Raw genomic sequence first — 22,311 nt, forward strand, 5'->3', positions numbered from 1 at the left:
CTATTTGCTAGTCATACTTTCTTTTAATGAACCATCTATCATTTATTGTTGCCCCTATAACAACCTTATAGTAGGTTTCCTTAATTAATCCGTTCGTTGATTCTCCAAGCTGTCCCCATTTAAAGGCTAAGTCCAAACTTGAAAAGCCACTTACTGGTAAAGAGGCACCAAAATTAATACCAAAATCAATAAGTGCCTGATTATTTACGATGTATGGAAGTTTGTGGTAGTTAAACCCCGCCGAATATTTGGCGCGCTTCCAGTAGCTATTCACGTTATCATAGTCAGGTGTCCACTCTGCGCCCAAGGCAAATTTTACTGAATTGTTGTATTCCTGGGCATCACTGCCGGCACTGTTCCAGCCATGTGACTCAATGTCAAATCCTATTTTGTAATTGTTTAGTTTTTCATATGACATGCCGTAGCCAAAAGTGGTTGGTAAGTCAAACTGAATATCTTCAGTACCCACAGTCACTGTTTCAATTCTTCTACCTGTGTTTGTCAATCTAATCAATGAAAGTTCGGATGAGCCATTCAATGAACTACTTGGCGAATAAGTAGCGCCAAAATTTAGAAATCGATCTTCCGAGAGCTGATGTCTATATCCAAGTCCAAATAAGAAGTTTATATCAGAATAAGATTCTAACTCTTGGTAAGACACGTTACTTACCGGTACATCCTCGCCAGATATGGAAATGGTTGAGGTTTTCTCGATCGACCCGAACGTGTAATTTGCTCTTACACCTACGTATAGTTTTTTCTTTATGCTAAAGCCATTGGCCCAGAAAAAGTTAGTAAGCCCCCCGTCGCCTCGATTGTTTGATAGTTGACTTACTGTTTCGCCAGTATCTGGTATGGTGCCTTCCGAAAAGGTATTATAGCTCACCGAGCTATATGGTAAAATCCCAAAAGAAGAGGACCACTTGCCCGGCATTATTGGAAATGCAAAACCAAGAAATCTCAATCCTCCATCTGTATCTGTACCAGAAACATCATCTCCAGAAAATCGTCTTCGATCCACTTCCAGACCTAGCTGAAATGTGCTGAACGTATTATAAATGAGGTTTGCTGGGTTTTGTGTATTGATATGCCAAATGGTAGGTGTTCCAATCCCAATCTCACCCATGCCTATGTTATTAGGCATCCCCTGATGGTTCAAGCTACCCAGCCCCTGAAACGAATAAATCGATTGAGCATGGACGAACTGTACTAACAATAAACAGGTAATTCCTGTTAAAATCCTTTTCATGTGTGTTTCCAACTTTTCAACGGCCACATGGAATGCCTTTTTTCTGGACTAAACATCAAAACTTGCTCAATCCCTTAAACTAACTCAACAAGAGTTCATTTTTGACTCAAAAAGACATTTCACTGATACTTCCAAATTCTGTATAGACCCTTCTGCACAATTTTTGAGCCAGCAAAGATGTGGGCTTTTAGTTTGGATTCAAAGAAATGAGCGTCTCCACCAGTCAATATCGTGTTAAGACTTGTGAAATCCTTCTCTAATGTCCGTATAACGCCATTTAATTCGTGAACAATACCCCAAAATGATCCACTAAAAAGACATTCTTTTGTTGATTTACCCAACTCGGCTGAATCTATGCCTTGCCATTCTTCTGAAATATCTGGAAGTTGATCGGTGTAATTGAACATTGCTTTCATTCGCATTTTAAGACCGGGTGATATAATTCCTCCTCTAAAAACACCTGAGCTATCAATTAAATCAGTTGTTATGCAGGTGCCCAAATCAATCACTAAATTGTGGGTTTCAGGAAAAAGCTCGTTGGCGCCTACAGCTGCTGCAATGCGGTCGGCACCGAGTGTTTCAGGGGTATTATAGTCTAGTGTTATCGGAAGAGGTGATTGATGGGTTAAAACGTGAGCCCGATGCCCAATTAAGGTTCCTGAAGCTATTTCCTTCACTGATGATACCATCAGTGGAATGTCTTTATAGTTGGTCAGAATTTCTTCCAAATTCTTCCAGGTAACAGTATCGAGAAATTCACCTTTCACAACCTCCGTAGTTTTAATTGAACTATTGCCAATATCCACCAATATTACTTCTAACTTTTCGCTCATGGTTTCACAAAGGAAAGACAAATCATTTTATTCAGTAGTTGGAGTAATGGCTGGATCTTCTATGGATGGACTGGATCTTGCTCATGCGTTATTCACAGAGACAAATAATGGATGGGAATATCAACTAAAAAATTGTGAAGTCATAAGCTATCCAAGTGACCTCTTAGACCGTCTAAAAAGATCACCAACTCAGAAGAAAAAAAATCAGGAGCTTTTAGATATCGACTTTGGAAAGTGGATAGCCCGTTGTGTCAATAATTTTAAAAAGAATCTTCCGGCTATTGATATTTTGGCAGTACACGGACACACTGTTATTCACAAGCCATCCGAAAACATTAGTTGGCAACTGGGAGATGGAACCACAATTGCCTTAGAAACAGGAATTACCACGATCACGGAATTTCGATCATTTGATGTCCAAAACGGAGGGCAAGGCGCTCCGTTGGTTCCTTTTGGAGACTTCACTTTGTTCAATGAATACGATGCTTGTCTAAACCTTGGAGGGATTGCAAACATCTCCTTGAAGGCGAATCACACTGCCTGGGACATCTGCCCATGCAACCAGGTGCTGAACTACTTTGCTGAGAAATTGGGAGAACCGTATGACAAGAATGGCGATTTTGGTAAGTCAGGAAAATTTGATGAAGCTTTTTATTCAAGGATATCAACTCTTCCATTCTTTTCACTTTCACCTCCCAAATCATTACCAAATAATTTTATAGACTTAGAAATATTGAGAGCTGTTGAGCCTAAAGACGGGCTTTACACTTATTGCCAAGTAATTGCTGAGCAAATACAAAGGAGCATGTCAGGCTCGACTGGATCAAAATTATTAATTACAGGTGGGGGTGCTTTTAATTCCTTTCTGATCAATGGAATAAGAAGTCAACTCAATGACTGGGAAGTGTATGTGCCAGATACCAAGCTAGTGGTCTTCAAAGAATCATTGGTCTTTGCTTTTTTGGCTCTTAAACGGATGAGAAATGAAATAAACACACTCTCTTCAGTGACAGGTGCAAGTAAAGACACATCATCAGGTGTGATACATCTTCCTTAATGATTAGATTTGCGCCCTCAAAATATTGAAGCACGACAGATGAAAGAACTCCTTAAAAAATTTGAAGATAAAACCCCTGAAATTGTTTTTGAATGGTCTGATGCCGAAACTGAGGCTAAAGGCTGGGTAGTAATCAATTCGCTGAGAGGTGGAGCTGCCGGTGGTGGCACGAGAATGAGAGTAGGTTTGGACAAAAGAGAGGTTGAATCTCTAGCTAAAACCATGGAAATCAAATTCACTGTTTCAGGGCCACAAATAGGTGGTGCAAAATCAGGAATCAACTTTGATCCAAATGATCCAAGGAAAGAGGGCGTGCTTAAAAGATGGTATCATGCAGTATATCCCTTGCTAAAGAATTATTACGGCACCGGCGGGGATTTGAACGTAGATGAAATTCATGAAGTGATTCCGATAACTGAAGATTTCGGTTTATGGCATCCTCAGGAAGGCATTGTAAATGGTCATTTCAATCCGCATAAACCAAAAAAAATACATATGTTGGGCCGTTTAAGGCAAGGTGTATCTAAGGTCTTGGAAGATCAGGAATACATACCCAACTCTCCAAAAAAATATGTAGTGGCCGATATGATTACTGGATACGGCGTAGCTGAAGCGGTACGCCACTATTATCAAATATGGGGAGGAAATATTGGTGAGAAAAGAGCGATTATTCAGGGATGGGGCAATGTTGGATCGACAGCAGCTTTATACCTGGCTAAATATGGTGTTAAAGTAGTTGGAATTATTGACCGAGTTGGTGGTTTAATGAATCCGGATGGATTTACACTTGATGAAATCAAAAAATTGTTCCATGATAAAGAAGGAAATAAATTGGTAGCTGAAAACTTGATTCCTTTTGACAAAATCAATAATGATGTTTGGGCTATGGGGGCTGAGATATTCATACCTGCTGCCGCTTCAAGACTTGTTTCTAAAGATCAGGCAGACTCAATGATCAATAATGATCTAGAAGTAGTTTCATGTGGAGCCAATGTGCCATTTAGTGATGACGAGATTTTTTACGGTCCTATCGCAGAATTTGTTGACAAGAAAGTGTCATTACTACCGGACTTTATTGCCAATTGTGGAATGGCCAGAACTTTTGCATTTCTCATGGATCCTGACAATGATGATGTCTTGACTGACGCCGACATTTTCAATGATTGCTCAAACACAATCGGAGATGCTCTCAAAGCTGTTTACAATGAAAATAATACCCGGGTAAACATTGCTGAGACCGCCTTTACTATTTCGTTAAATAAGCTTGTTTGATTATAAGTAGGTTTGTTTTTGTCTGAGCTAATGATATCTTTAGTATAAATCAGTATCGCCTAATGATTGGGAGAATTCTTGTTGCCATCCTATTAATGACCGTCATCGTCGTGGCTCATGCCAGCGATACGCCTATGCAGGAACAACAGGAAACACATCAGACAATGGATCATGATGTGTCTGAAGATGGTCATTCCTCAGAAAAGCCAGCACTTTGGAGTGTCTTTCCTTTTGTGCTTCTACTGATAATGATTGCGACCGGCCCACTATTTTATCCACATTTCTGGCACAAAAGCTATCCAGTCATTTCAATCATTTTAGCTTTTCTAGTATGCACCTATTATTTATTCTTCCTACACAATGAGCACAGTCCCGTACACTCAGCTGCAGAATACATACAGTTTATCGCTTTGTTGACCGGGCTATTTGTTGCATCAGGAGGTATTTTAATTATTGTTGATAAGGACGCTAAACCTTTGACCAATCTTTTGATTTTGGCCATTGGTGCAGTAATTGCCAATATAATAGGTACAACTGGTGCGTCAATGCTCTTAATTCGTCCTTTTATTCGTTTAAACAAAAACCGAATTAAGCCCTATCACATTGTATTTTTCATATTCATTGTGAGTAATGTAGGTGGCTCACTGACACCTATCGGAGATCCTCCATTGTTTTTAGGCTTTTTGAAAGGTATTCCCTTTGAGTGGACGGTGATTCACAACTTAGTGCCATGGGCTATTGCCTGCATATTATTATTAGTCTTTTTCTATCTCTTTGATATTCGAAATAAAACTAACTACGCATTGATGCGTGGAGAAGAAGAGGAAGAAGTGCCACCAACAGGAGCCATCTCCCTGAAAGGCAAAAGAAATTTTCTTTGGCTAGCTGTCGTAGTAGCTGCAGTATTCCTTGATCCAAATGTTTTTGATTGGGTGCCGGGTATTGAATATGAAGGTCAAAAATTTTCATACTTACGGGAAATTATCATGCTGTTAGCGGCATTCGGTTCATATCAATTTTCCGACTTACAAGCCATGCAAGGCAATGAATTTAGTTTTGAACCAATACGTGAAGTTGCGTTTCTTTTCATTGGCATTTTTTTTACAATGATGCCTGCATTAGAACTTGTGAGTGAGTTTGCTCAATCCCCTAAAGGTGAGGCGCTGATAGGACCAAGCACCTTGTATTGGGGCACTGGGATACTTAGCGGATTCCTGGACAATGCACCTACATATGTTAATTTTCTAACTGCCTCGATGGCAAGTGTTGGTGCCGATGTAAACAAAATTCAGGAGGTAATCGCCTTTGCTAATAATGAATACAAGGATTCATTGCTGGACTTAATGGCAATTTCACTCGGAGCTGTATTTTTTGGAGCATTTACCTATATAGGTAATGGCCCAAACTTTATGGTTAAGTCAATTGCTGAGCAAGTAGGTATCAAAATGCCTTCTTTCTTTTCATACATCATTAAATATTCTATTCCTATCCTGTTACCCGTCCTGATCATTATTTGGTTGATCTTCTTCATGGGACACTGAATGTGACGGACTTGGATTGTTCCTATATCCAATAAATTTTTCTTTATTTGCCCTTTATTACTTAATTTGATTAACCCTCATTGTTTAATAATCGCCTTATAATGCTGCTTAACATATTTGGAGGACAGAATGAAGGAATACTCTTTGGAGTATTCGGGGCTATTATTGTTCTTTTCCTGATCGTTGATCTTGGGATTTTTCATAAAAAACATCAAAAAGTTTCTCAAAAAGAGGCGCTACAGCAATCCATCTTTTGGGTCCTTGTTTCTGTAGGATATGGCACATTGATCTATTTCTATGGGGAAGGACCTGCTGCAACGCTGGAGTTCTTCTCTGCTTACGTTACTGAGAAGGCACTATCCATAGACAATATTTTTGTTATTCTGTTAATTCTGAGATATTTCAATGTAAAAGAAGAATACTATCATAATATTTTATTTTGGGGGATATTAGGAGCAATTGTCTTCCGAGCAATTTTTATTTTCGTTGGAGCTTTACTCATCGCTGAATTCCACTGGATTCTGTACGTCTTTGGTGTATTCCTTGTTTATTCGGGAATTAAACTTTTTAGTGAAGAAGACGATATGGAGATTGAGCCCGAAAAGAACCCTTTGCTCAAAGCTGCCAAAAAAGTTCTTCCAATGAGTACTTCCGACAAAGGTGGTAAGTTTTGGCTTCGAGAAAAGGGTAAGCTCCTCTTTACGCCGCTCTTTTTGGTGATCATTCTTATAGAGTCAACAGATTTAATTTTTGCCGTTGACTCAATCCCTGCTGCATTTGCGATTACACAAAATGAATTTGTAATCTACACTTCGAACATTTTTGCAGTAATGGGGCTGAGAGCAATGTTCTTCTTACTAGCCAATGTCCTTGACAAGTTCTACCTCCTACAAAAGGGGCTATCGATTGTTTTAATATTTATTGGAGCAAAGATGCTGGCAGAAATCATAGATGTTCACATACCAATCTACCTTTCGTTCGGTATAATTATCGGCGCTCTGGTACTTGCTATTGTGCTATCGTTAATGTTTCCAAAAGCTGAAGAACCTGAAACTGTTGAAGAAGAAGTATCAGAATAATTATTTCTCTAGGCTCCTTAAGGATTCCATTACTTTATCTCTAAGGCTTTCTTTGTACTTCTGAAGATTATCAGCGATTTTATTATCGGTAGATCCAACGATCTCAGCTGCCAGTATTCCCGCATTTTTTGCACCATCAAGAGCTACAGTAGCTACTGGAATTCCTGCAGGCATTTGGAGGATCGATAGAATTGAATCCCATCCATCGATTGAGTTACTTGATTTAACAGGAACTCCAATAACCGGAAGAGTCGTGAGAGAAGCAACCATACCTGGAAGATGAGCTGCACCTCCTGCGCCTGCAATTATGACCTGCAACCCTTTCCCTCTGGCTCCCTCAGCATATTCGAGCATTCTATGTGGAGTTCTGTGTGCAGAAACGACAGTAAGCTCATAAGACACTCCCAATTCCTCCAGAACATCTGCTGCTTGTTGCATGACAGGAAGGTCTGATTTACTTCCCATTATTATTCCAACTTTTGCTGCCATTATGCTTTTACTTTTAGTGTTTCTTTTACTTTGCGTGCCTTCGTTTTCAGGTCATCGATAGAATGATCTGTAATTGTTACATGTCCCATTTTTCGGAACGGTTTGGTCAGTTTCTTACCATAAAGATGCACATAAACTCCATGCATTGCCATGCATTGTTCCATACCTTCATATTGAGCATTACCGCTGAATCCATCCTCACCCAAAAGATTGACCATCGCCGCTGGTGTAATGAGCTCTGTAGAACCAAGTGGCATATTCAAAACAGCTCTAAGATGTTGTTCAAACTGTGAGGTTCTATTCGCTTCAATTGTATGATGTCCAGAATTGTGAGTCCTCGGCGCAACTTCATTTACCAGTATTCCACCGTCTTTTGCCAAGAACATTTCTACTGCAAGGAGACCCACCATATCAAGTTTCTCAATTACATCCTTCGCAAGATCATAGGCTTTCTTTTCGGCTTCAATTGAAATCTGTGCCGGTGCAAAAAGAAACTCGACCAGATTATGTTCTGGGTGATACGACAGCTCCACCACAGGAAAACAAGTCATCTCACCGTTCTGATTTCGAGCAACAACTACGCTTAGTTCCTTTTCAAAATCAACTAGTTTTTCAAGCAAACCAGGCTTATCGAAGGCTTTATCCAAATCTGCTTCAGTCTTAATCATTTGCACACCTCTACCATCATACCCTTCTGTGCCTAACTTATTAACTGCAGGAAGCATCCCCTTGAAGTTTGCAACATCTGCCGCATTTTCTGTCAGCACAAAATCAGATGTAGGAATGCGATTGGCTTTATAAAATGTTTTTTGATTTCGCTTATCCTGAATGAGCTCAATAATCTCCGGTTGAGGATACACACTTACGCCCTCAGACTGTAGTCTTTTAAGTGCTGCTACACTTACATTCTCGATTTCGATGGTGATTAAGTCAAAGCTTTTTCCCCAGTCATAAACCAACTGCTCGTCTGTCAATTTTCCAATCGTGAAATCTTTCACCAGATGCGCGCATGGCGCATTTTCATCTGGATCTAAAATTGAAATATCCAGATTATAGTTAATCGCCGATTGGATCATCATGCGTCCGAGCTGTCCACCACCCAGTACACCAATTTTTAGGTCAGTTATGTCTTTTGAAGGCATGAAGCAAAGATAATCCAGTCCTGTCATCTCAGGTCAAAATTTATAATGAAGTATCTTTAGCTATGAACAAGGGAAAGAAGCACGCTAAGAAGGATCAAAAGAAAGAACTCAAAGAAGAGGCTGAGCTTAAAGAAGAAAAAGGAGGCTTCCCAGAAGATATCGATTTCAAGAGATTTTTAGGATGTGGAGGGTAAATACTTCTTCTGGATAATCCACTCTGCGACGAAAAGATTTGGCACCCAACAAAACCACGAAATAGCCTGATAGGCCTCATCTGCTGGTACTCCCCATATTGCCATCAATGGCATAAATATTCTCAGAGTGACTGCTCCAAGCGTAACGGCAAAGCTTCGAATCATCCATCGCTCATGAGCATTGATATCTCGACGCTTGATTGATTTGAATGCCATGAATGTAAAACCAAACCAGCTAATCGCCATCATCCCGAAACCGAGTACATTATTAAATCCTCCGTTGGCATACATGGCCATATAGAAGGCTCCCGGCGAGCTTACTAATACAATTGCAATGACATATGTGTACCCAAGCCGCCGATGTGTATTCAAGTGTTTAGCTCTGAAGTTTTTCAAAAACTGTGTCCAACCAATGCTTAATGCTATAGCTCCACCTATGAAATGCATATGGAAGGCTATTCGCCACGTCATAAAGTCCGAAATTCCATTGGTTTTAAATGAGTAGAAATCTTCTCTGAAAAGGTGTGAAAGTGCATATAGTGAAACTCCTATGCATAGAAATCCATAAAATCCGTTTCGTAGCTTAATTACAGGTCTGGTTTTCATAAGGGTTCAATTATTCGGATATAAAGACACGCTTTACACGGTTACTCACATTAGTTAAAATTTCATAAGGTATCGTATGTGCCCATTCAGCAAGGTCTCGAATACTTGGATTAGATCCAAAAACAGTCACCTCGTCTCCTTCTTTAATGTCAGCATCCGTGACATCAATCATGGTCATATCCATACAAATGTTTCCTACAGTTGGGCAGAGAACTCCACCAATGTTCACTTTTGCATTTCCATTGCCAAAAATCCGTGAATAGCCATCTTCGTATCCAATAGGAATGATGGCAACCTGGCTATCCCTCCCGAGCTTCCCTTTCCTGGAATAACCAACAGTTTCTCCAGCTTTTAAACTTTGAATCTGAGAAACGATTGTTTTTAAGTTGCTGGCATGCCTCAAGCTTAACTTACCAACTGGATCGAATCCGTGAAGTCCTATCCCGAGTCTCACCATATCAAAATGGTATTGTGGCCACCTGACCATCCCTGGAGAGTTACAAGCATGCTTGATTGGTTGGTATCCTAATGCAGCGGCAATCTTGTTATATGCTTCTTCAAAAAATTTTGCCTGGTTAACTGTGAATTTATCTTCGGCGGCCTCATCAGAGCTTGAGAAGTGCGTAAAGATCCCCTCCACTTTTACTTCAGGATGAGACTTCAAAGTTTGAATTAAATCATCTAATTCTTTATGATCAAAACCCAGTCGATGCATTCCAGTATCAATCTTTAAGTGAACCTTAGGGTGCTTTTTTGTATCCTTTAACATTCTATTAAAATGTGAAAGACTAAAAATCTCTGCTTGTAAAGCAAATCTTTCGAACTGATCAAAGCTTTCGATATAAGGATTCATAATCATAATAGGAATGGTAATGCCATTCTTTCGCAACTGAATTGCCTCATCCACATAGGCAACTCCCAGAAGATCTACTCGCTGATGCTGCAGGAAGTTTGCCACCTCTAAAAGACCACTGCCATACGCATTGGCTTTAACCATCACCATTAACTTGGTTTCTGGTTTTATCAGCGCTCGGTATTGATTTAAATTGTGTTGTAGGGCTTCGAAGTTGACTTCTAAAACTGTACTGTGGCTTTTCTCCTCGAGGCGATTCACAACTCGTTCTAATTCAAAATTTCTAGCTCCTTTTACAATTACCATTTCTTCCTGAAACTCCGGAAGATTATCCAGTAAATCAGAGGTACTATTATAAAAAGTGGCGGGAAGTGAAAAAGCTTGTGAGTTAGCAGAAATCCTAGGACCAACGCCAATAAATCGTGAGATATTTCTACCTTTTAGAACATCCGCAATGTTTTGGTAAAGATGATCATCTGATTTGCCAGAATGGATGATATCCGAAAGAATAAGTGTTCTTCTTTCATTTTGTTTGTGAGACTCCAGATAGTCAAGAGCTACCCTAAGACCAACTTCATCATTGTTATACGAATCATCCAAAATGTAGCAGCCGTTGATTCCTTTTTTTAGTTCCAGTCTCATTGGAACGCCCTCAACAAGATCGATCCCTTTCTGTATTTGTTGTTCAGAAAGTCCCAATTCCAAAGCTCCAATTATGCAATGAGTAAGGTTTTCTAGTTGGGTTTGGCTGGTAAATTTTGAGTTAAAAGACACTGTGCCTACATTAATTTTGTCTTCTTCCCATTGCACATCATAGTCTGCATTTTCGCTTCCCCAGGATATTATCTTATTTCCAAGAGACTTCTGTATAGATTCAAAATATGACGTTCCTTTTTGACAAATTACAGAGGTGGCGTCTTTAAAGAGGTGAAGTTTTTCTGCAAGTTTCTCTTCAATAGAGTCGAAACCACCGTCGTGCGCTTCTCCTAAATTGGTAAATATGCCGATTGTTGGTCGTATCATTTTCTGAAGGTTTTCCATTTCCCCTCTTTTGGAAATGCCTGCTTCAAATACACCAACTTCATGATTCGCTCGAATCTCTAGCAATGAAATGGGAACACCCACTTGAGAATTATAACTCTTGGGACTTTTAACAACATAAAATTTTTCAGATAGAATACTAGATAACCACTCTTTTACAGTAGTCTTCCCATTGCTCCCTGTAATTCCAACAATTGGGATGTCGAACTGCTTTCTATAATCCTCAGCTATACTTTGGAATGCCTTAAGTGTGTCTTCCACTATCAAAACATTACCCTCTGCACCATCAATCTGGTGATCTAAAATGAAATTCTTAACTCCTTTTGCCTTAGCATTACCTATATAATCATGCCCGTCTCTTTTCCCTTTGATGGCAACAAAAACTTCCATAGGATGGCCAGTCAATGTTCTAGAATCAACAGAGAAATGATTGACTTCTACATCGCTGGTAAGGTGTACGTTACCACGGGTTATTTTCTGGAGATGTGAGAAAAGCATCTTCTAAATTATCAATTCCATCTCATATTGATTGACCTCATTTTGAAATCCGCACTGGGTAAGAAATGTATCAAATCCAAATTCATCCTCAGGAATATTCATAATAGTAAGCGGTTTCTTAGCAAGTGATTGAGCTCGCCCCAGTAGTGCCTCACCGACGCCTGATTGTCTATGAATCCGATCAACAGCCAATTGTGAGATTCGTCCAAGGTGCGGTTGAAAAATAAGATATCCCGAAGGATTATGATCTTTTTCAGAAATCAACACTTTTTCAGTTCCTCTTCTTAAATGCTCTGAGCTATCAATAAATGACGGCTCAAAATCTGTATAGCTAAAATTCACATCTTCAATGGAGGCTTCTCTCACATTTACCTCCGAAAAGGATTCAAAAGTCTTGTTCATTTTATAGCACTTTAATCGTCGCTTAAAAGTGAATCCTATTTTCTCGTAGAGAGAAATGGCATTCTTATTTGTTTCCACCACTTCAAGTAATATTCTAGCAAGAAATTTTTGTTGAATTTTTGGAATCAAAAATTCATAGATCTTTTCCGCTGTTTTTTGGTTTCGAAACCCTGGAAGGACGCCCGTACCACCATTGTATGCTGTCGGAATTCCCTGGTAGATCCCAGAGCTGTGTAGTATGAATCCTGTCATTTCATTCCCGTCATAGCTTCCTGCTGAAATCTCTCTGTTTAATAGCAGTTTTTTGTGAAGTCGATATCTAAATTCTTCAATGCTCGGCTGGAAAGAAACCTGATTGTTGGTAAAGGCTATCTTAAATGTTTTATAGAGTGGATCAAAATCCTCATCCAATAACAGGCGTATATCCATAAGAATAAATTTTAATCAAGGAACTAACCAAACCCTATTTTATCTTATTACTTCGGTATTATTAAAATTACGCTTATCTGATCAAAAGGAAAACAAACATATGCAGCTTGACTTAGAGGAATGTATTGATCTAGAGATCGTTAAAACAGAGAAAAGGAGGTTGGAAATCTTCCTTGGAGTATTATTTTTCGCTCTATTGTTACTTTTCTTGAATATCACATTCTTTCCTACTACAATCTCAGAAGTCTTCCTGGATGAGAGAAGCATGAAGCTTGGCGTTTATATGTCTATAGGCTTTATTATACTTTTATTCCTTTCACGCTTGATGGTTGGTAAAATTGCACATTGCGAAAAGCCGTTGCCAGCCTGGTATAAGTATTATTCAATCGCTATAGATTCAATCATTCCCTTTATCTGGCTTTTTTATATTATCAGATGGGAAGAGAATGCAGTCTTTCTTGATTCGCCACTTATTTTCATCTTCTTCCCAATAATTATTGTCTCGGCGCTGCACCTAAGCTTTTGGCTAAGTTTTCTTAATGGGTTGATAATAGCTACGATATATGCTCTAATTACTTTGTGGACATTTGACAGCTATGATACTTCCTACCAGCTTCCTTCAATTGTTTTTTATACAAAAGCAAGCATGTTTTTAATTGCTGGGGTATGTGCGGGACTTGTGGCCAAAGAACTAAATAAAAGATTGACAATTTCAATAAGAACTCAAGAAGAACGAGATCAAATGGAATCGTTATTTAGCCAGCAAGTTTCGAAAGAAGTAGTGCAGGCACTCACTGAGGCAGGAGGAGCAAGCTTCAAGATTAAAGCTTCTGTGTTATTTCTAGATATACGTGACTTCACAAGTCGTGTCCAAAGTCTCTCACCGGAAGATGTAAATGCCTTTCAAAATAGATTCTTTGGACCAATCATGGACTGTATCCATGAGAACAGTGGCATGATCAATCAGCTAATGGGGGATGGACTAATGGCCTCCTTTGCATCTGAAGAAGGTGACGCTCCTGAAAGTGCCTTTAAGGCGGCAAGAGATATTTTATCTAGAGTGAGCCAAATGAATAAATCCGAATGGGCGGAGGAGATTAAAGTCGGAATAGGCATCCACAATGGTGAAATCATTGCTGGGAATATTGGTAACAGCACCCGCCAACAGTTTTCTATTTCTGGTATTCCAGTAATTACAGCCGCCCGCTTAGAGCAGCTAACTAAAGAATACAATTGTACTTGGTTGGTTTCTTCGCATTTTTACAACGAAATAAAACACCTTGCAAAAAATGGCAGCTCCCTTGGAGAGGTTAAGCTTAAGGGAATAGATCAGGAATTGGAAATAATAAAATTAGCATGAAGTGAAGCTCTTTGATCGTGACCTAAGTTGGCTGTCCTTCAATTACAGAGTCTTAATGGAAGCAATGGATCAGAGTGTCCCTCTTCTGGAAAGGCTAAGGTTTATTGCCATTTATTCTTCCAATTTAGATGAGTTCTTTAGGGTTCGAGTTGCCAACATCCGAAACATTCAGCTGATAGATAAAAAGAAAATCAACAAACGAATTGATTTTAATGCCCAAACATTGCTGGAAGAAATTCATAGTGAGATAAGCCATCAACTAGATGAGTATGGTGCAGCGCTTAAAAAAATTATTGAAGAACTCCGAGAAAAGAATCATGTGATTTGCATGCACACTGATGAGATTCCTAAGCAATTAAATGCTCAGCTTTTGCATTACTTCAAAACGAAGGTATCAGCTTTTCTGCGACCAATTGAGGTCACGAACCATCAGCCACTTTTTTTAGATAATCAAGCGATCTATCTGGCAGTGGAACTGAAACTTGGGAAGGTGGAAATCGTCAATATTCCAACACAGCATCTGAGCCGTTTTTCATCTTTCAAGATTGGGGACAGAACTTATTACATTTTTCTTGATGACATTATTCGGCTTCATCTAGATATTTTATTCCCTAAAAGGGATATCATATCTGCCCACTCGATCAAGCTAAACAAAGATTCTGATCTCCAAATAGATGATGAGTTTGCTGGTAATCTTGTGAAGAAAATAGAGAAACAAATTCAAAAAAGAAATCTGGGAATTCCCTCGCGATTTCTTTTTGATATCAATATGAGCAATGAGCTAATTTCAAAGCTTGCAAAAAAGCTTGAGCTCATGCCAGAAGATATGATTACGGGTGGCAGGTATCACAATTTGAATGATCTTTTTCAAATTGACATCAAAAATACTGACTGCATTTATCCATCAATGCAGACAGTTTCAGTGCCGCAATTAGAATCCAGTAGATCTATTTTTGAGAGTATCGAAAAGCAAGATAGGCTGCTTCACTTTCCCTATCAATCTTACGATTATGTGTTGCAATTCTTCAATGAAGCAGCTACAGATCCCGATGTGAGAGAAATTAATGTAACATTCTATCGCATGGCGAAGAGATCCATTATCGCAGAAGCGCTAATAAGTGCGGCAAGAAATGGAAAGAAAGTAGCTGTTTTTATGGAAGTTAAGGCTCGCTTTGATGAAGAAAATAATCTGGAATGGGCCAGAAAAATGAGAGCTGCAGGCGTTAAAATAATTTATAGCCTACCTGGACTTAAGGTCCACGCAAAAGTGGCACTTGTGAAGAAATCCGATAAAATGTACGGTTTTTTTGGTACCGGAAACCTGAATGAAAAAACTTCAGAAATCTACTGTGATCATGGTTTGCTATCCACGAATGAAGAAATGACAAAAGAACTTTCTGAAGTTTTTCAGCATCTTCTCACACGCTACACGCCTCCTCCTTTCAACCAGTTAATTGTATCTCAGTTTGGTGCAATCGAAGCATTTATTTCCAAGATTGATCGGGAAATCCAGCATTCAGAAGCGGGACGGGAGGCTCGGCTGATCATTAAAATAAATAACCTGCAAGAATCAAGGCTGATCGAGAAATTATATGAGGCCGCTGACAAAGGGGTCGATGTAAAACTCATCGTGAGAAGCATTTGTTGTCTCATTCCTAAAGAAAACCTAAGGGTTAAGCGAATAGTTGATCGCTACCTTGAGCATGGTCGAGTTTTTTATTTCCACAATGATGGGGCTCAGGAAGTTTACTTAGGATCTTCAGATTGGATGAATAGAAATCTACACCGAAGAATTGAGGTCTGCTTTCCTATACTGGAAGATCGCATGAAGCAAGAAATCCTAACCATTCTTAAGTTTCAGTGGCAAGATGATGTCAAAGGCGTTTGGCTATCACAGCAAATTGAAAATGTGCGACCCGTGAACGAAAAAAACATTCGCGCACAAACCAGCACCTTCGAATATCTTAGAGATCAGTATGGGTAAGGAGATTTAAAGAAGAGTTCAGCTGCGATAAATCCAAGTATCGCCAGTACAAATCCGAACATGAAAATGGTATAGCTCATTCTTAGTAGCCTATACTTTTTACCAAGTACCGCTCCCAGGAAATAGATGTCTTTTATCATGCTTCCGTAGAGATAATCAGCGTCTTTTAGCATCTCCTTCATTCCCCATTGAAAATCTTCCAGCTTCATGCGATGAAAATTTCCAAAGAATAAAAGATTAGCCTTTTTGTTGATGATATCCTCATGCTCAAATTTTCCTTTCGTGACATTGGGGCGAGTTGCCAAAACCGCAAATACAATGGTTGTTAGGCAAACCAGAGTCAGCATTATAGCCGGTATTGTCATGTGAGGATACTCTTCAAGTTTTCGAATAAGTACCGACACCAAAACCGATAAGATGATTGAGTTGATGGATATCATAATGTTCGCCTTATTATCGGCAATCGCACTAAGCTCCATGTGGTTTTTAGAAGTTGTACGAAACATCGTCTCAATACCTCGCGTCGGCGTGAGTTTTTTCGCTTTCTTCACCTTCTTTTTTAGCTTGGCGACCCTTTCTTCGAGTTCTTCTACTTTTCCGTTTTCTTCCATGATTTAAGGCGGTCACGTACCTTCTTTAAATTTTCTTTGACTGCAGCTTCATAGTTTTTCTTTGCATAATCAGTAAAAAAACAATGTTTATCCAGAAACTCCTGATTCATTTGAAGCCATTCATTCTCAGGTATTTTACAAAACTTTGTCGTCTCAATCTCTTGATGAAGAAGGTCTGCTTTTTCAAAATAATCCTGATCTGCCAAATGCATCAGATCAGCATCACAAAGTATCTGTTCTAAGTTGTTTTGAGGGCTTTGAGGCATCTTAGTTGCCATGATGCATCCTTCTACAAGTGTTATTCTTTCGGAAGAATAATTTTTGCTCTCCAAAAATTCACGTGCCATTCGAGCCCCGTTTTCCTCGTGATGTTCGCATCCTTTGGTGTAGCCAAGATCATGAAACCATGCAGCGATTTGCACTACTTCTAAATCTTCTTTACTAAGGCTCTGCTTCTCAGCTATTTCCTCCGCAGAAGCAACCACATCTAGGGTATGATTGATTGAGTGATAGGTCATATTATCTGGAAGCTGCTTAGATAGCACCTTGATCGCATGATCCTTCACTTCGTTAATAATTGAACTCGAAATCATCATTCTCTATAATCCTACACAAAATAGAACAAAAATTAGGCAATTTAGTGTTGTAACGTTGACATTTTAGACCAACCATGCATTTCATAAAGAACATACCCGCACTTTTATTGTTCCTTATGGTCATTCTTTTTGGCCAAAGTTGCTCTTCTACCACTTTCGGTCAGCACGCAGACAGTCTTTTTCTTGTCACTGAAAATGTTGCAATTAATTATGACTTAAAAAGACCAGACAAAAGATACCAGATGCCGTACGTTTTGGAAGAGATATCCGGTTTGACATTTAAGTATCCCAACTCCATATTGGCAGTAGACGATGAATCTGGTCGGGTCTTTCAATATGATCTTTCAACCCAAAAATTAATTCATTCAATAGCATTTTCTAAACCTGGAGATTATGAAGGGGTAGAGCTTATTAAGGATCAACTCTATGTGCTCGAAAGTGACGGAGACATATTTCAAATTGACTTTAGATCTAAAAAAAAGATGGGCGCAATAAAGTATGAAAATGATCTAAGTTCAAACAACGATACAGAAGGACTCGGGTATGATCCAGTTACTAATCAGTTGCTAATTGCCTGCAAAGAGGATGGTCAAATCGGGAAAAATGCTGTGAGTGGCAGGGCTTTTTATAAGGTAGATGTTGGTGACTTGAAGCTAATTAAGAAACCCGCATTCGTCATTGGCCCAAAGGAATTGGAAGCTTTTTGGGAAAAAAATAGAAGCTTTGATTATGATAAGAAACGGATAAAATTCAAACCATCAGCCATTGCAACTCACCCAATTTCAGGTCACTATTACATTCTATCCTCCGTCGGAAAAATGTTGATAGTGGTTAGAAAGTCAGGCAAAATACTAGCCACATACCCTATATCACCTAGAATCCTGGGGCAGCCAGAGGGAATATGTTTTTCTCCTTCGGGAGATATGTATATCAGTAGTGAGGGGGAAGGGGACCGTGGCTACATTCTAAAGTTTGAAATAAAAAAATCTTAATAAATGCGAAAGCTGCTCATCCTAATTTTCATTTTACCAGCTTTCACATGGGCGCAAAAAGTCTACCTGATAGGAGATGCAGGAGAACCTAAAAATCCAGATAAAAACCTCATCCTGCTGCGCGAAAAAATAAAAGACGCCTCTGACGGAGACTTTCTGATTTTTCTAGGTGACAATCTTTACCCTAAAGGTCTACCTGGAAAAGAAGACCCCAACCGAAGAGAAATGGAAAACAAGCTAATTCCTCAGCTTGAAATCATGAAATCTTTCCCTGGTGAAGCTTACATCATCCCAGGAAACCATGACTGGGCACAAGGACGTAATTATGGATGGGAGCGTGCCATAGAAATGGAGCGATTCATCAGGAATTATTTCGAGGGAGATAATGTGTTTCTGCCTGCCGGAGGGTGTCCAGGACCTTACGAAATACCAATGAGTGAGAGATCTACACTTATCCTTCTCAATACTCAATACTTCCTTCACGGTTGGGATAAGCCCGATGAGGAAGACAATTGCGACAATAAATCAACAATTGAAGCACTCGAAGATTTAAAATCTATCATTCAAAGGAATGCTGGAAAGCACATTCTTATTGCGGCTCATCATCCCATGCATACCTATGGAGAGCACAATGGAAATTTTAGCTTTAAAGATCAGATGAAGCCTCTGCCTATTCTGGGAAGTATTCAGCCACTGTTTCGCAAGCTCATTGGAAATATTCAAGACAATACTCATCCAAAGTATCGCGCCATCATGAATCAGATTCTAAATGCTATGAACGAAGCTGAAAATGTCATTTATGCAGCTGGACATGAACATTCTCTTCAGCTAATACAGCAGGATGCACATCACTTCATAGTCAGTGGATCAGGATCAAAGGTAACACATGTGAAAAAAGGGAAAGGAAGTCTTTTCGCTAAGGAAGAGCAGGGCTTTGCAATTCTTGACATGGATGAAGAGGGAAATGCTTCTGTAGCCTACTGGGGAATTGAAGGAGGCTTACTTTTCGAAAAAGATTTGTACAAGAAAGACCTAAAAGAAACTTTACAAGAAACTCATAAACTAGATTTTTCAGATAGCATAGTAACTGTTGTAGCTAGTCGTAAGTATGAAGGTGATAAAGGAAAGCATCTATGGCTAGGCAAAAACTATCGTGATGTCTGGAGCACTCCGGTTGAAGTAAACGTTTTTGATATTGGAACAGAAAAAGGAGGTCTGGATGTGGTAAAAAAGGGTGGTGGTATGCAAACCAAATCCTTACGCTTGCAAGCAGCTGATGGCAAACAATATGTCTTAAGATCCATCGAAAAATATCCTGAAAATGCAATTCCTGTGGCTTTACAAAAAACCTTCGCTCAAGACATTGTAGAAGATCAAATTTCCGCTTCACATCCATATGGAGCATTTATTATCCCCCCGCTGGCTGAGGCCGCCAGCATCTATCACACCAATCCAAAGCCCGTTTTCATACCAAATGACGCGCGTCTGGGGCAATTTCAAAATACGTTTTCAAATACGCTGGCGCTATATGAGGAGCGAGCCAATGGAGCCTCCTCGGGAGATGCAAACTTCGGTGGTGGTGAAGATATCGATGGAACTGATACCGTTATTGAAAACTTAAAGGAGGACAATGACAACACAGTAGATCAAAATTTTGTGGTTCGAAACCGCCTGTTCGATATGTGGATAGGTGACTGGGACAGACATGATGATCAGTGGCGATGGGCTCAGTTCGATCAGGATAATGGCAACATGTATCGACCTATTCCCAGAGATCGTGATCAGGCATTTTTTATGAATGAAGGCATTATTCCCACTTTAGCAGCTAGAAAGTGGGCACTTCCTAAGATTGAGGGGTTTGATGAAGAAGTAGACTGGGCGCCTGGCATTAGTCAAAATGCACGGTTTTTTGATCGTACTTTCATGAATGAGCCCGACTGGGAAGATTGGGAAGAGCAAATCAAGTTTTTGCAACAAAACCTGACTGATGAAGTCATTGAAAATGCTGTTTCAACTTGGCCAGATCAAATAGAAAAATTAACCGCCGAACAAATTACAAATGGTCTTAAGGCACGAAGAGAGAATATGGAAAGCTATGCGAGAGAGCTTTATCTGTATCTCTCAAAAGAGGTCGAAGTGGTTGGCTCTGACAAACATGAATACTTTACCGTTGAGCATCTGACTGAACGTGAAACCAGAGTCACTGTGAGGAAACGACAAAAGGATGGTGACTTGAAGCATATCATGTATGAGCGACTTTTCAAGGCAGATGAAACCAAAGAAATTCGGCTATATGGCTTAGACGGTGAGGATGTATTTGAAGTGAGGGGTAATTCCAAAATCAATATTCGAATCATTGGAGGTACGGATAAAGACCTGATCATCAATGGGAATGCTGATTATAGGTTATCCAGGGTGAAAGTCTATGATCGCAAAAAGAGCACTCAGGTTCAAGGAAATGCCAAAGGCATCCTTAAATTGAGTGATGACCCTGGCATCAATCGATACAATAGAAAAGCATTTAAATATGATATATTGATGCCTTTAATTACAGGAGCAATTAACCCTGACGATGGTATATTTTTAGGAGCTGGGTTTAGCTACACCAAACATGGATGGAGAAAAGAGCCATTTTCCGCAAAACATACCTTCACTGCAATAGGTGCCTTCGAAACAGGCTCTTTCCAGTTCAAATACACTGGAGACTATACAGATGTATTGGGCAAATGGGATCTTAACACCTCGGCACTCTGGCAGGAGCCATACTTTGTTAATAATTTCTTTGGCGTTGGAAATGAGACTTCATTCTTAATGGATCAGTTTGTACTTCCCGATGATGATCCAATTGACTACTATCGTGTTCGAATGGACCGTTTGGAGCTTGATGCAGGTCTGTCACGAAACGTTGGAGCTAAAGCAAAATATTATTTTAGTGGAGGCTATAAATCAGTTGAAGTAGAAAATACTGTCAACCGATTCATCACAGATCAATCTACAGACGCTTCCGATTTTGATACAAATCAATACGCGAGATTCGTGACTGGCATCTCATTCGATTCTCGAGACAGCAAAATATTACCTAAAGCGGGAATGACGGCAAAAGCCGAGATTGAGCATTTAGAAGCCATAACTGATATTTCTGAAAGTACCACTCGTTTAAGTGCAGAATGGTCGTTCTTTTTAACCGCCAGGCTACCTTCCAGACTAGTAGTAGCTAACCGGCTCGGAGTAGCTCACATTACCTCAGATAAGTTTGACTTTTTTAATGCCAACATACTAGGTGGTAGAACTAACTTAAGAGGTTATAGGCGCACAAGATTCTACGGACAGACTTCTTTCTATCACAATCTGGACTTAAGATTAAAGCTGGCCTCATTTCGAAGCTACATCTTTCCCGGCCAGTTCGGCTTGTTGGCATTTCATGACCTTGGTAGAGTTTGGATTGCTGGCGAAAATTCAGACGAATGGCACGCCGGGAAAGGATTCGGCATATGGTTAAGCCCGCTCAATACGTTGGTACTTAATTTCAACTATGCATTTGGTGAAGATGAGAACTTGCCAACGCTTACAATGAATTTCTTTTTCTAAAAAAGTTAATCCCTTTGCTAAGACAAAGGGATTAATTACTCTATTCTACCACCTCACCTTTGAAATGTAAATACGTGTACTCTTCAGACTCAGAAGTTTTGATTCGGATATTTTTCTTAAACGATCCAATTTTTCCAGATCTAAAATTAGCAGTTATCGAAGCAGTTTCACCAGCTTTGATATCAGATGCAGGGAACTTCACATTCGTACATCCACATGACCCCTTTGCTTCCAATATTCGAATTGGAGCGCCCGTCGTATTAGTGAATTCGAACGATAGATCTTTAACCTCATTTTGTGTCACGTGACCCAAATCAATGGAAGTAGTTTTCCATTTTATAGAACCCATTCCGGCAACTACAGCTACTGCAATTCCCAGCATTACGATAAATGTCGCTTTTCTCATTTTAATTAAATTATAACTGAGCCAAATGTGAGTTAAAGGCAAAAAATATCATGTTAATGACCTCCTAATGATTGTTAATGAGTTGTTAA

At 39.5% G+C, this 22,311-nt stretch carries 19 protein-coding genes; 9 read left to right on the top strand and 10 right to left on the bottom strand.

The features are described from left to right. Window positions 1-7 precede the first annotated feature (7 nt). Window positions 8-1,249: a hypothetical protein gene (locus ABJG98_RS19040; protein WP_348281148.1), complete on the bottom strand. Its 1,242-nt coding sequence runs from the start codon at window positions 1,247-1,249 to the stop codon at window positions 8-10. Window positions 1,250-1,368: 119 nt separating this feature from the next. Next, window positions 1,369-2,082 (bottom strand): type III pantothenate kinase, encoded by a 714-nt coding sequence (locus ABJG98_RS19045; protein ID WP_348281149.1) that lies wholly within the window; start codon window positions 2,080-2,082, stop codon window positions 1,369-1,371. Here ABJG98_RS19045 and ABJG98_RS19050 point away from each other — a divergent pair. The 4 genes from ABJG98_RS19050 (at window position 2,081) to ABJG98_RS19065 (ending at window position 7,031) form a co-directional block, all read left to right on the top strand. Next, a complete protein-coding gene (locus ABJG98_RS19050) occupies window positions 2,081-3,139 on the top strand; it encodes an anhydro-N-acetylmuramic acid kinase (RefSeq protein WP_348281150.1) in 1,059 nt (352 codons plus the stop codon). The two genes, ABJG98_RS19045 and ABJG98_RS19050, sit on opposite strands and share 2 nt — an antisense overlap. 39 nt (window positions 3,140-3,178) lie before the next feature. Further along, window positions 3,179-4,411: a Glu/Leu/Phe/Val dehydrogenase dimerization domain-containing protein gene (locus ABJG98_RS19055; protein ID WP_348281151.1), complete on the top strand. Its 1,233-nt coding sequence runs from the start codon at window positions 3,179-3,181 to the stop codon at window positions 4,409-4,411. A 62-nt stretch (window positions 4,412-4,473) separates the two neighbouring features. Continuing rightward, window positions 4,474-5,952 (top strand): sodium:proton antiporter, encoded by a 1,479-nt coding sequence (locus ABJG98_RS19060; RefSeq protein WP_348281152.1) that lies wholly within the window; start codon window positions 4,474-4,476, stop codon window positions 5,950-5,952. Window positions 5,953-6,053: 101 nt separating this feature from the next. Then, window positions 6,054-7,031, top strand: coding sequence for a TerC family protein (locus ABJG98_RS19065; protein ID WP_348281153.1), 978 nt, complete (start codon window positions 6,054-6,056; stop codon window positions 7,029-7,031). Here the strand turns inward: ABJG98_RS19065 and purE are convergent, their stop codons facing one another. Together purE and ABJG98_RS19075 are read right to left on the bottom strand one after the other, a co-directional pair. Next, window positions 7,032-7,520 carry a 5-(carboxyamino)imidazole ribonucleotide mutase gene (gene purE / locus ABJG98_RS19070; RefSeq protein ID WP_348281154.1) on the bottom strand — a complete coding sequence of 163 codons (489 nt, stop codon included), beginning with the start codon at window positions 7,518-7,520 and terminating at the stop codon, window positions 7,032-7,034. Further along, window positions 7,520-8,689: a 5-(carboxyamino)imidazole ribonucleotide synthase gene (locus ABJG98_RS19075; protein ID WP_348281155.1), complete on the bottom strand. Its 1,170-nt coding sequence runs from the start codon at window positions 8,687-8,689 to the stop codon at window positions 7,520-7,522. Before ABJG98_RS19075 ends, purE begins: the two co-directional genes overlap by 1 nt. Before the next feature lie 35 nt (window positions 8,690-8,724). Here ABJG98_RS19075 and ABJG98_RS19080 point away from each other — a divergent pair, with 35 nt between their 5' ends. After that, the gene (locus ABJG98_RS19080) at window positions 8,725-8,856 is read left to right on the top strand and encodes a hypothetical protein (protein ID WP_348281156.1); all 132 of its coding nucleotides are present in this window, start codon (window positions 8,725-8,727) and stop codon (window positions 8,854-8,856) included. Here ABJG98_RS19080 and ABJG98_RS19085 read toward each other — a convergent pair. From ABJG98_RS19085 to ABJG98_RS19095, 3 genes are read right to left on the bottom strand one after another with little or no spacing between them, the layout of a single operon-like run. Then, window positions 8,839-9,462, bottom strand: coding sequence for a DUF2306 domain-containing protein (locus tag ABJG98_RS19085; RefSeq protein WP_348281157.1), 624 nt, complete (start codon window positions 9,460-9,462; stop codon window positions 8,839-8,841). The two genes, ABJG98_RS19080 and ABJG98_RS19085, sit on opposite strands and share 18 nt — an antisense overlap. A gap of 10 nt (window positions 9,463-9,472) precedes the next feature. Further along, window positions 9,473-11,854, bottom strand: coding sequence for a bifunctional UDP-N-acetylmuramoyl-tripeptide:D-alanyl-D-alanine ligase/alanine racemase (locus ABJG98_RS19090; protein WP_348281158.1), 2,382 nt, complete (start codon window positions 11,852-11,854; stop codon window positions 9,473-9,475). Window positions 11,855-11,857: 3 nt separating this feature from the next. Then, entirely contained in the window at window positions 11,858-12,685 is an 828-nt protein-coding gene (locus tag ABJG98_RS19095; protein WP_348281159.1) for a GNAT family N-acetyltransferase, read from the bottom strand. Between the two features lie 100 nt (window positions 12,686-12,785). On the opposite strand from ABJG98_RS19095, the gene ABJG98_RS19100 reads away from it, so the two are divergent. Together ABJG98_RS19100 and ppk1 are read left to right on the top strand one after the other, a co-directional pair. Next, complete coding sequence (locus ABJG98_RS19100) at window positions 12,786-14,045, top strand: adenylate/guanylate cyclase domain-containing protein (protein ID WP_348281160.1); 1,260 nt, start codon at window positions 12,786-12,788, stop codon at window positions 14,043-14,045. 1 nt (window position 14,046) lies between these two features. Continuing rightward, the gene (gene ppk1 / locus ABJG98_RS19105) at window positions 14,047-16,029 is read left to right on the top strand and encodes a polyphosphate kinase 1 (protein WP_348281161.1); all 1,983 of its coding nucleotides are present in this window, start codon (window positions 14,047-14,049) and stop codon (window positions 16,027-16,029) included. On the opposite strand, the gene ABJG98_RS19110 is transcribed toward ppk1, so the two are convergent. Together ABJG98_RS19110 and ABJG98_RS19115 are read right to left on the bottom strand one after the other, a co-directional pair. Continuing rightward, on the bottom strand, window positions 16,017-16,640 hold the full coding sequence (locus tag ABJG98_RS19110; protein ID WP_348281162.1) for a Pycsar system effector family protein: 624 nt from the start codon (window positions 16,638-16,640) through the stop codon (window positions 16,017-16,019). The two genes, ppk1 and ABJG98_RS19110, sit on opposite strands and share 13 nt — an antisense overlap. Next, window positions 16,619-17,236 carry an HD domain-containing protein gene (locus tag ABJG98_RS19115; RefSeq protein ID WP_348281163.1) on the bottom strand — a complete coding sequence of 206 codons (618 nt, stop codon included), beginning with the start codon at window positions 17,234-17,236 and terminating at the stop codon, window positions 16,619-16,621. The genes ABJG98_RS19110 and ABJG98_RS19115 overlap by 22 nt, the downstream gene beginning before the upstream one ends. Before the next feature lie 74 nt (window positions 17,237-17,310). On the opposite strand from ABJG98_RS19115, the gene ABJG98_RS19120 reads away from it, so the two are divergent. Together ABJG98_RS19120 and ABJG98_RS19125 are read left to right on the top strand one after the other, a co-directional pair. Beyond that, a complete protein-coding gene (locus ABJG98_RS19120) occupies window positions 17,311-18,228 on the top strand; it encodes an SdiA-regulated domain-containing protein (RefSeq protein ID WP_348281164.1) in 918 nt (305 codons plus the stop codon). Between the two features lie 3 nt (window positions 18,229-18,231). Then, window positions 18,232-21,816 (top strand): BamA/TamA family outer membrane protein, encoded by a 3,585-nt coding sequence (locus ABJG98_RS19125; RefSeq protein ID WP_348281165.1) that lies wholly within the window; start codon window positions 18,232-18,234, stop codon window positions 21,814-21,816. A gap of 40 nt (window positions 21,817-21,856) precedes the next feature. Here ABJG98_RS19125 and ABJG98_RS19130 read toward each other — a convergent pair whose 3' ends face one another. Further along, complete coding sequence (locus ABJG98_RS19130) at window positions 21,857-22,222, bottom strand: DUF1573 domain-containing protein (protein ID WP_348281166.1); 366 nt, start codon at window positions 22,220-22,222, stop codon at window positions 21,857-21,859. Window positions 22,223-22,311 lie beyond the last annotated feature (89 nt).

The organism is Ekhidna sp., from assembly GCF_039960695.1.
Taxonomy (GTDB): Bacteria; Bacteroidota; Bacteroidia; order Cytophagales; family Cyclobacteriaceae; genus Ekhidna.

What these genes read in the sequence shown, in the direction of transcription:
- ABJG98_RS19040 (WP_348281148.1), bottom strand. Translation starts at nt 1,249, where the DNA reads ATGAAAAGGATTTTAACAGGAATTACCTGTTTATTGTTAGTACAGTTC.
- ABJG98_RS19050 (WP_348281150.1), top strand. Translation starts at nt 2,081, where the DNA reads ATGGTTTCACAAAGGAAAGACAAATCATTTTATTCAGTAGTTGGAGTA.
- ABJG98_RS19045 (WP_348281149.1), bottom strand. Translation starts at nt 2,082, where the DNA reads ATGAGCGAAAAGTTAGAAGTAATATTGGTGGATATTGGCAATAGTTCA.
- ABJG98_RS19055 (WP_348281151.1), top strand. Translation starts at nt 3,179, where the DNA reads ATGAAAGAACTCCTTAAAAAATTTGAAGATAAAACCCCTGAAATTGTT.
- ABJG98_RS19060 (WP_348281152.1), top strand. Translation starts at nt 4,474, where the DNA reads ATGATTGGGAGAATTCTTGTTGCCATCCTATTAATGACCGTCATCGTC.
- ABJG98_RS19065 (WP_348281153.1), top strand. Translation starts at nt 6,054, where the DNA reads ATGCTGCTTAACATATTTGGAGGACAGAATGAAGGAATACTCTTTGGA.
- purE (WP_348281154.1), bottom strand. Translation starts at nt 7,520, where the DNA reads ATGGCAGCAAAAGTTGGAATAATAATGGGAAGTAAATCAGACCTTCCT.
- ABJG98_RS19075 (WP_348281155.1), bottom strand. Translation starts at nt 8,689, where the DNA reads ATGACAGGACTGGATTATCTTTGCTTCATGCCTTCAAAAGACATAACT.
- ABJG98_RS19080 (WP_348281156.1), top strand. Translation starts at nt 8,725, where the DNA reads ATGAACAAGGGAAAGAAGCACGCTAAGAAGGATCAAAAGAAAGAACTC.
- ABJG98_RS19085 (WP_348281157.1), bottom strand. Translation starts at nt 9,462, where the DNA reads ATGAAAACCAGACCTGTAATTAAGCTACGAAACGGATTTTATGGATTT.
- ABJG98_RS19090 (WP_348281158.1), bottom strand. Translation starts at nt 11,854, where the DNA reads ATGCTTTTCTCACATCTCCAGAAAATAACCCGTGGTAACGTACACCTT.
- ABJG98_RS19095 (WP_348281159.1), bottom strand. Translation starts at nt 12,685, where the DNA reads ATGGATATACGCCTGTTATTGGATGAGGATTTTGATCCACTCTATAAA.
- ABJG98_RS19100 (WP_348281160.1), top strand. Translation starts at nt 12,786, where the DNA reads ATGCAGCTTGACTTAGAGGAATGTATTGATCTAGAGATCGTTAAAACA.
- ABJG98_RS19110 (WP_348281162.1), bottom strand. Translation starts at nt 16,640, where the DNA reads ATGGAAGAAAACGGAAAAGTAGAAGAACTCGAAGAAAGGGTCGCCAAG.
- ABJG98_RS19115 (WP_348281163.1), bottom strand. Translation starts at nt 17,236, where the DNA reads ATGATGATTTCGAGTTCAATTATTAACGAAGTGAAGGATCATGCGATC.
- ABJG98_RS19120 (WP_348281164.1), top strand. Translation starts at nt 17,311, where the DNA reads ATGCATTTCATAAAGAACATACCCGCACTTTTATTGTTCCTTATGGTC.
- ABJG98_RS19125 (WP_348281165.1), top strand. Translation starts at nt 18,232, where the DNA reads ATGCGAAAGCTGCTCATCCTAATTTTCATTTTACCAGCTTTCACATGG.
- ABJG98_RS19130 (WP_348281166.1), bottom strand. Translation starts at nt 22,222, where the DNA reads ATGAGAAAAGCGACATTTATCGTAATGCTGGGAATTGCAGTAGCTGTA.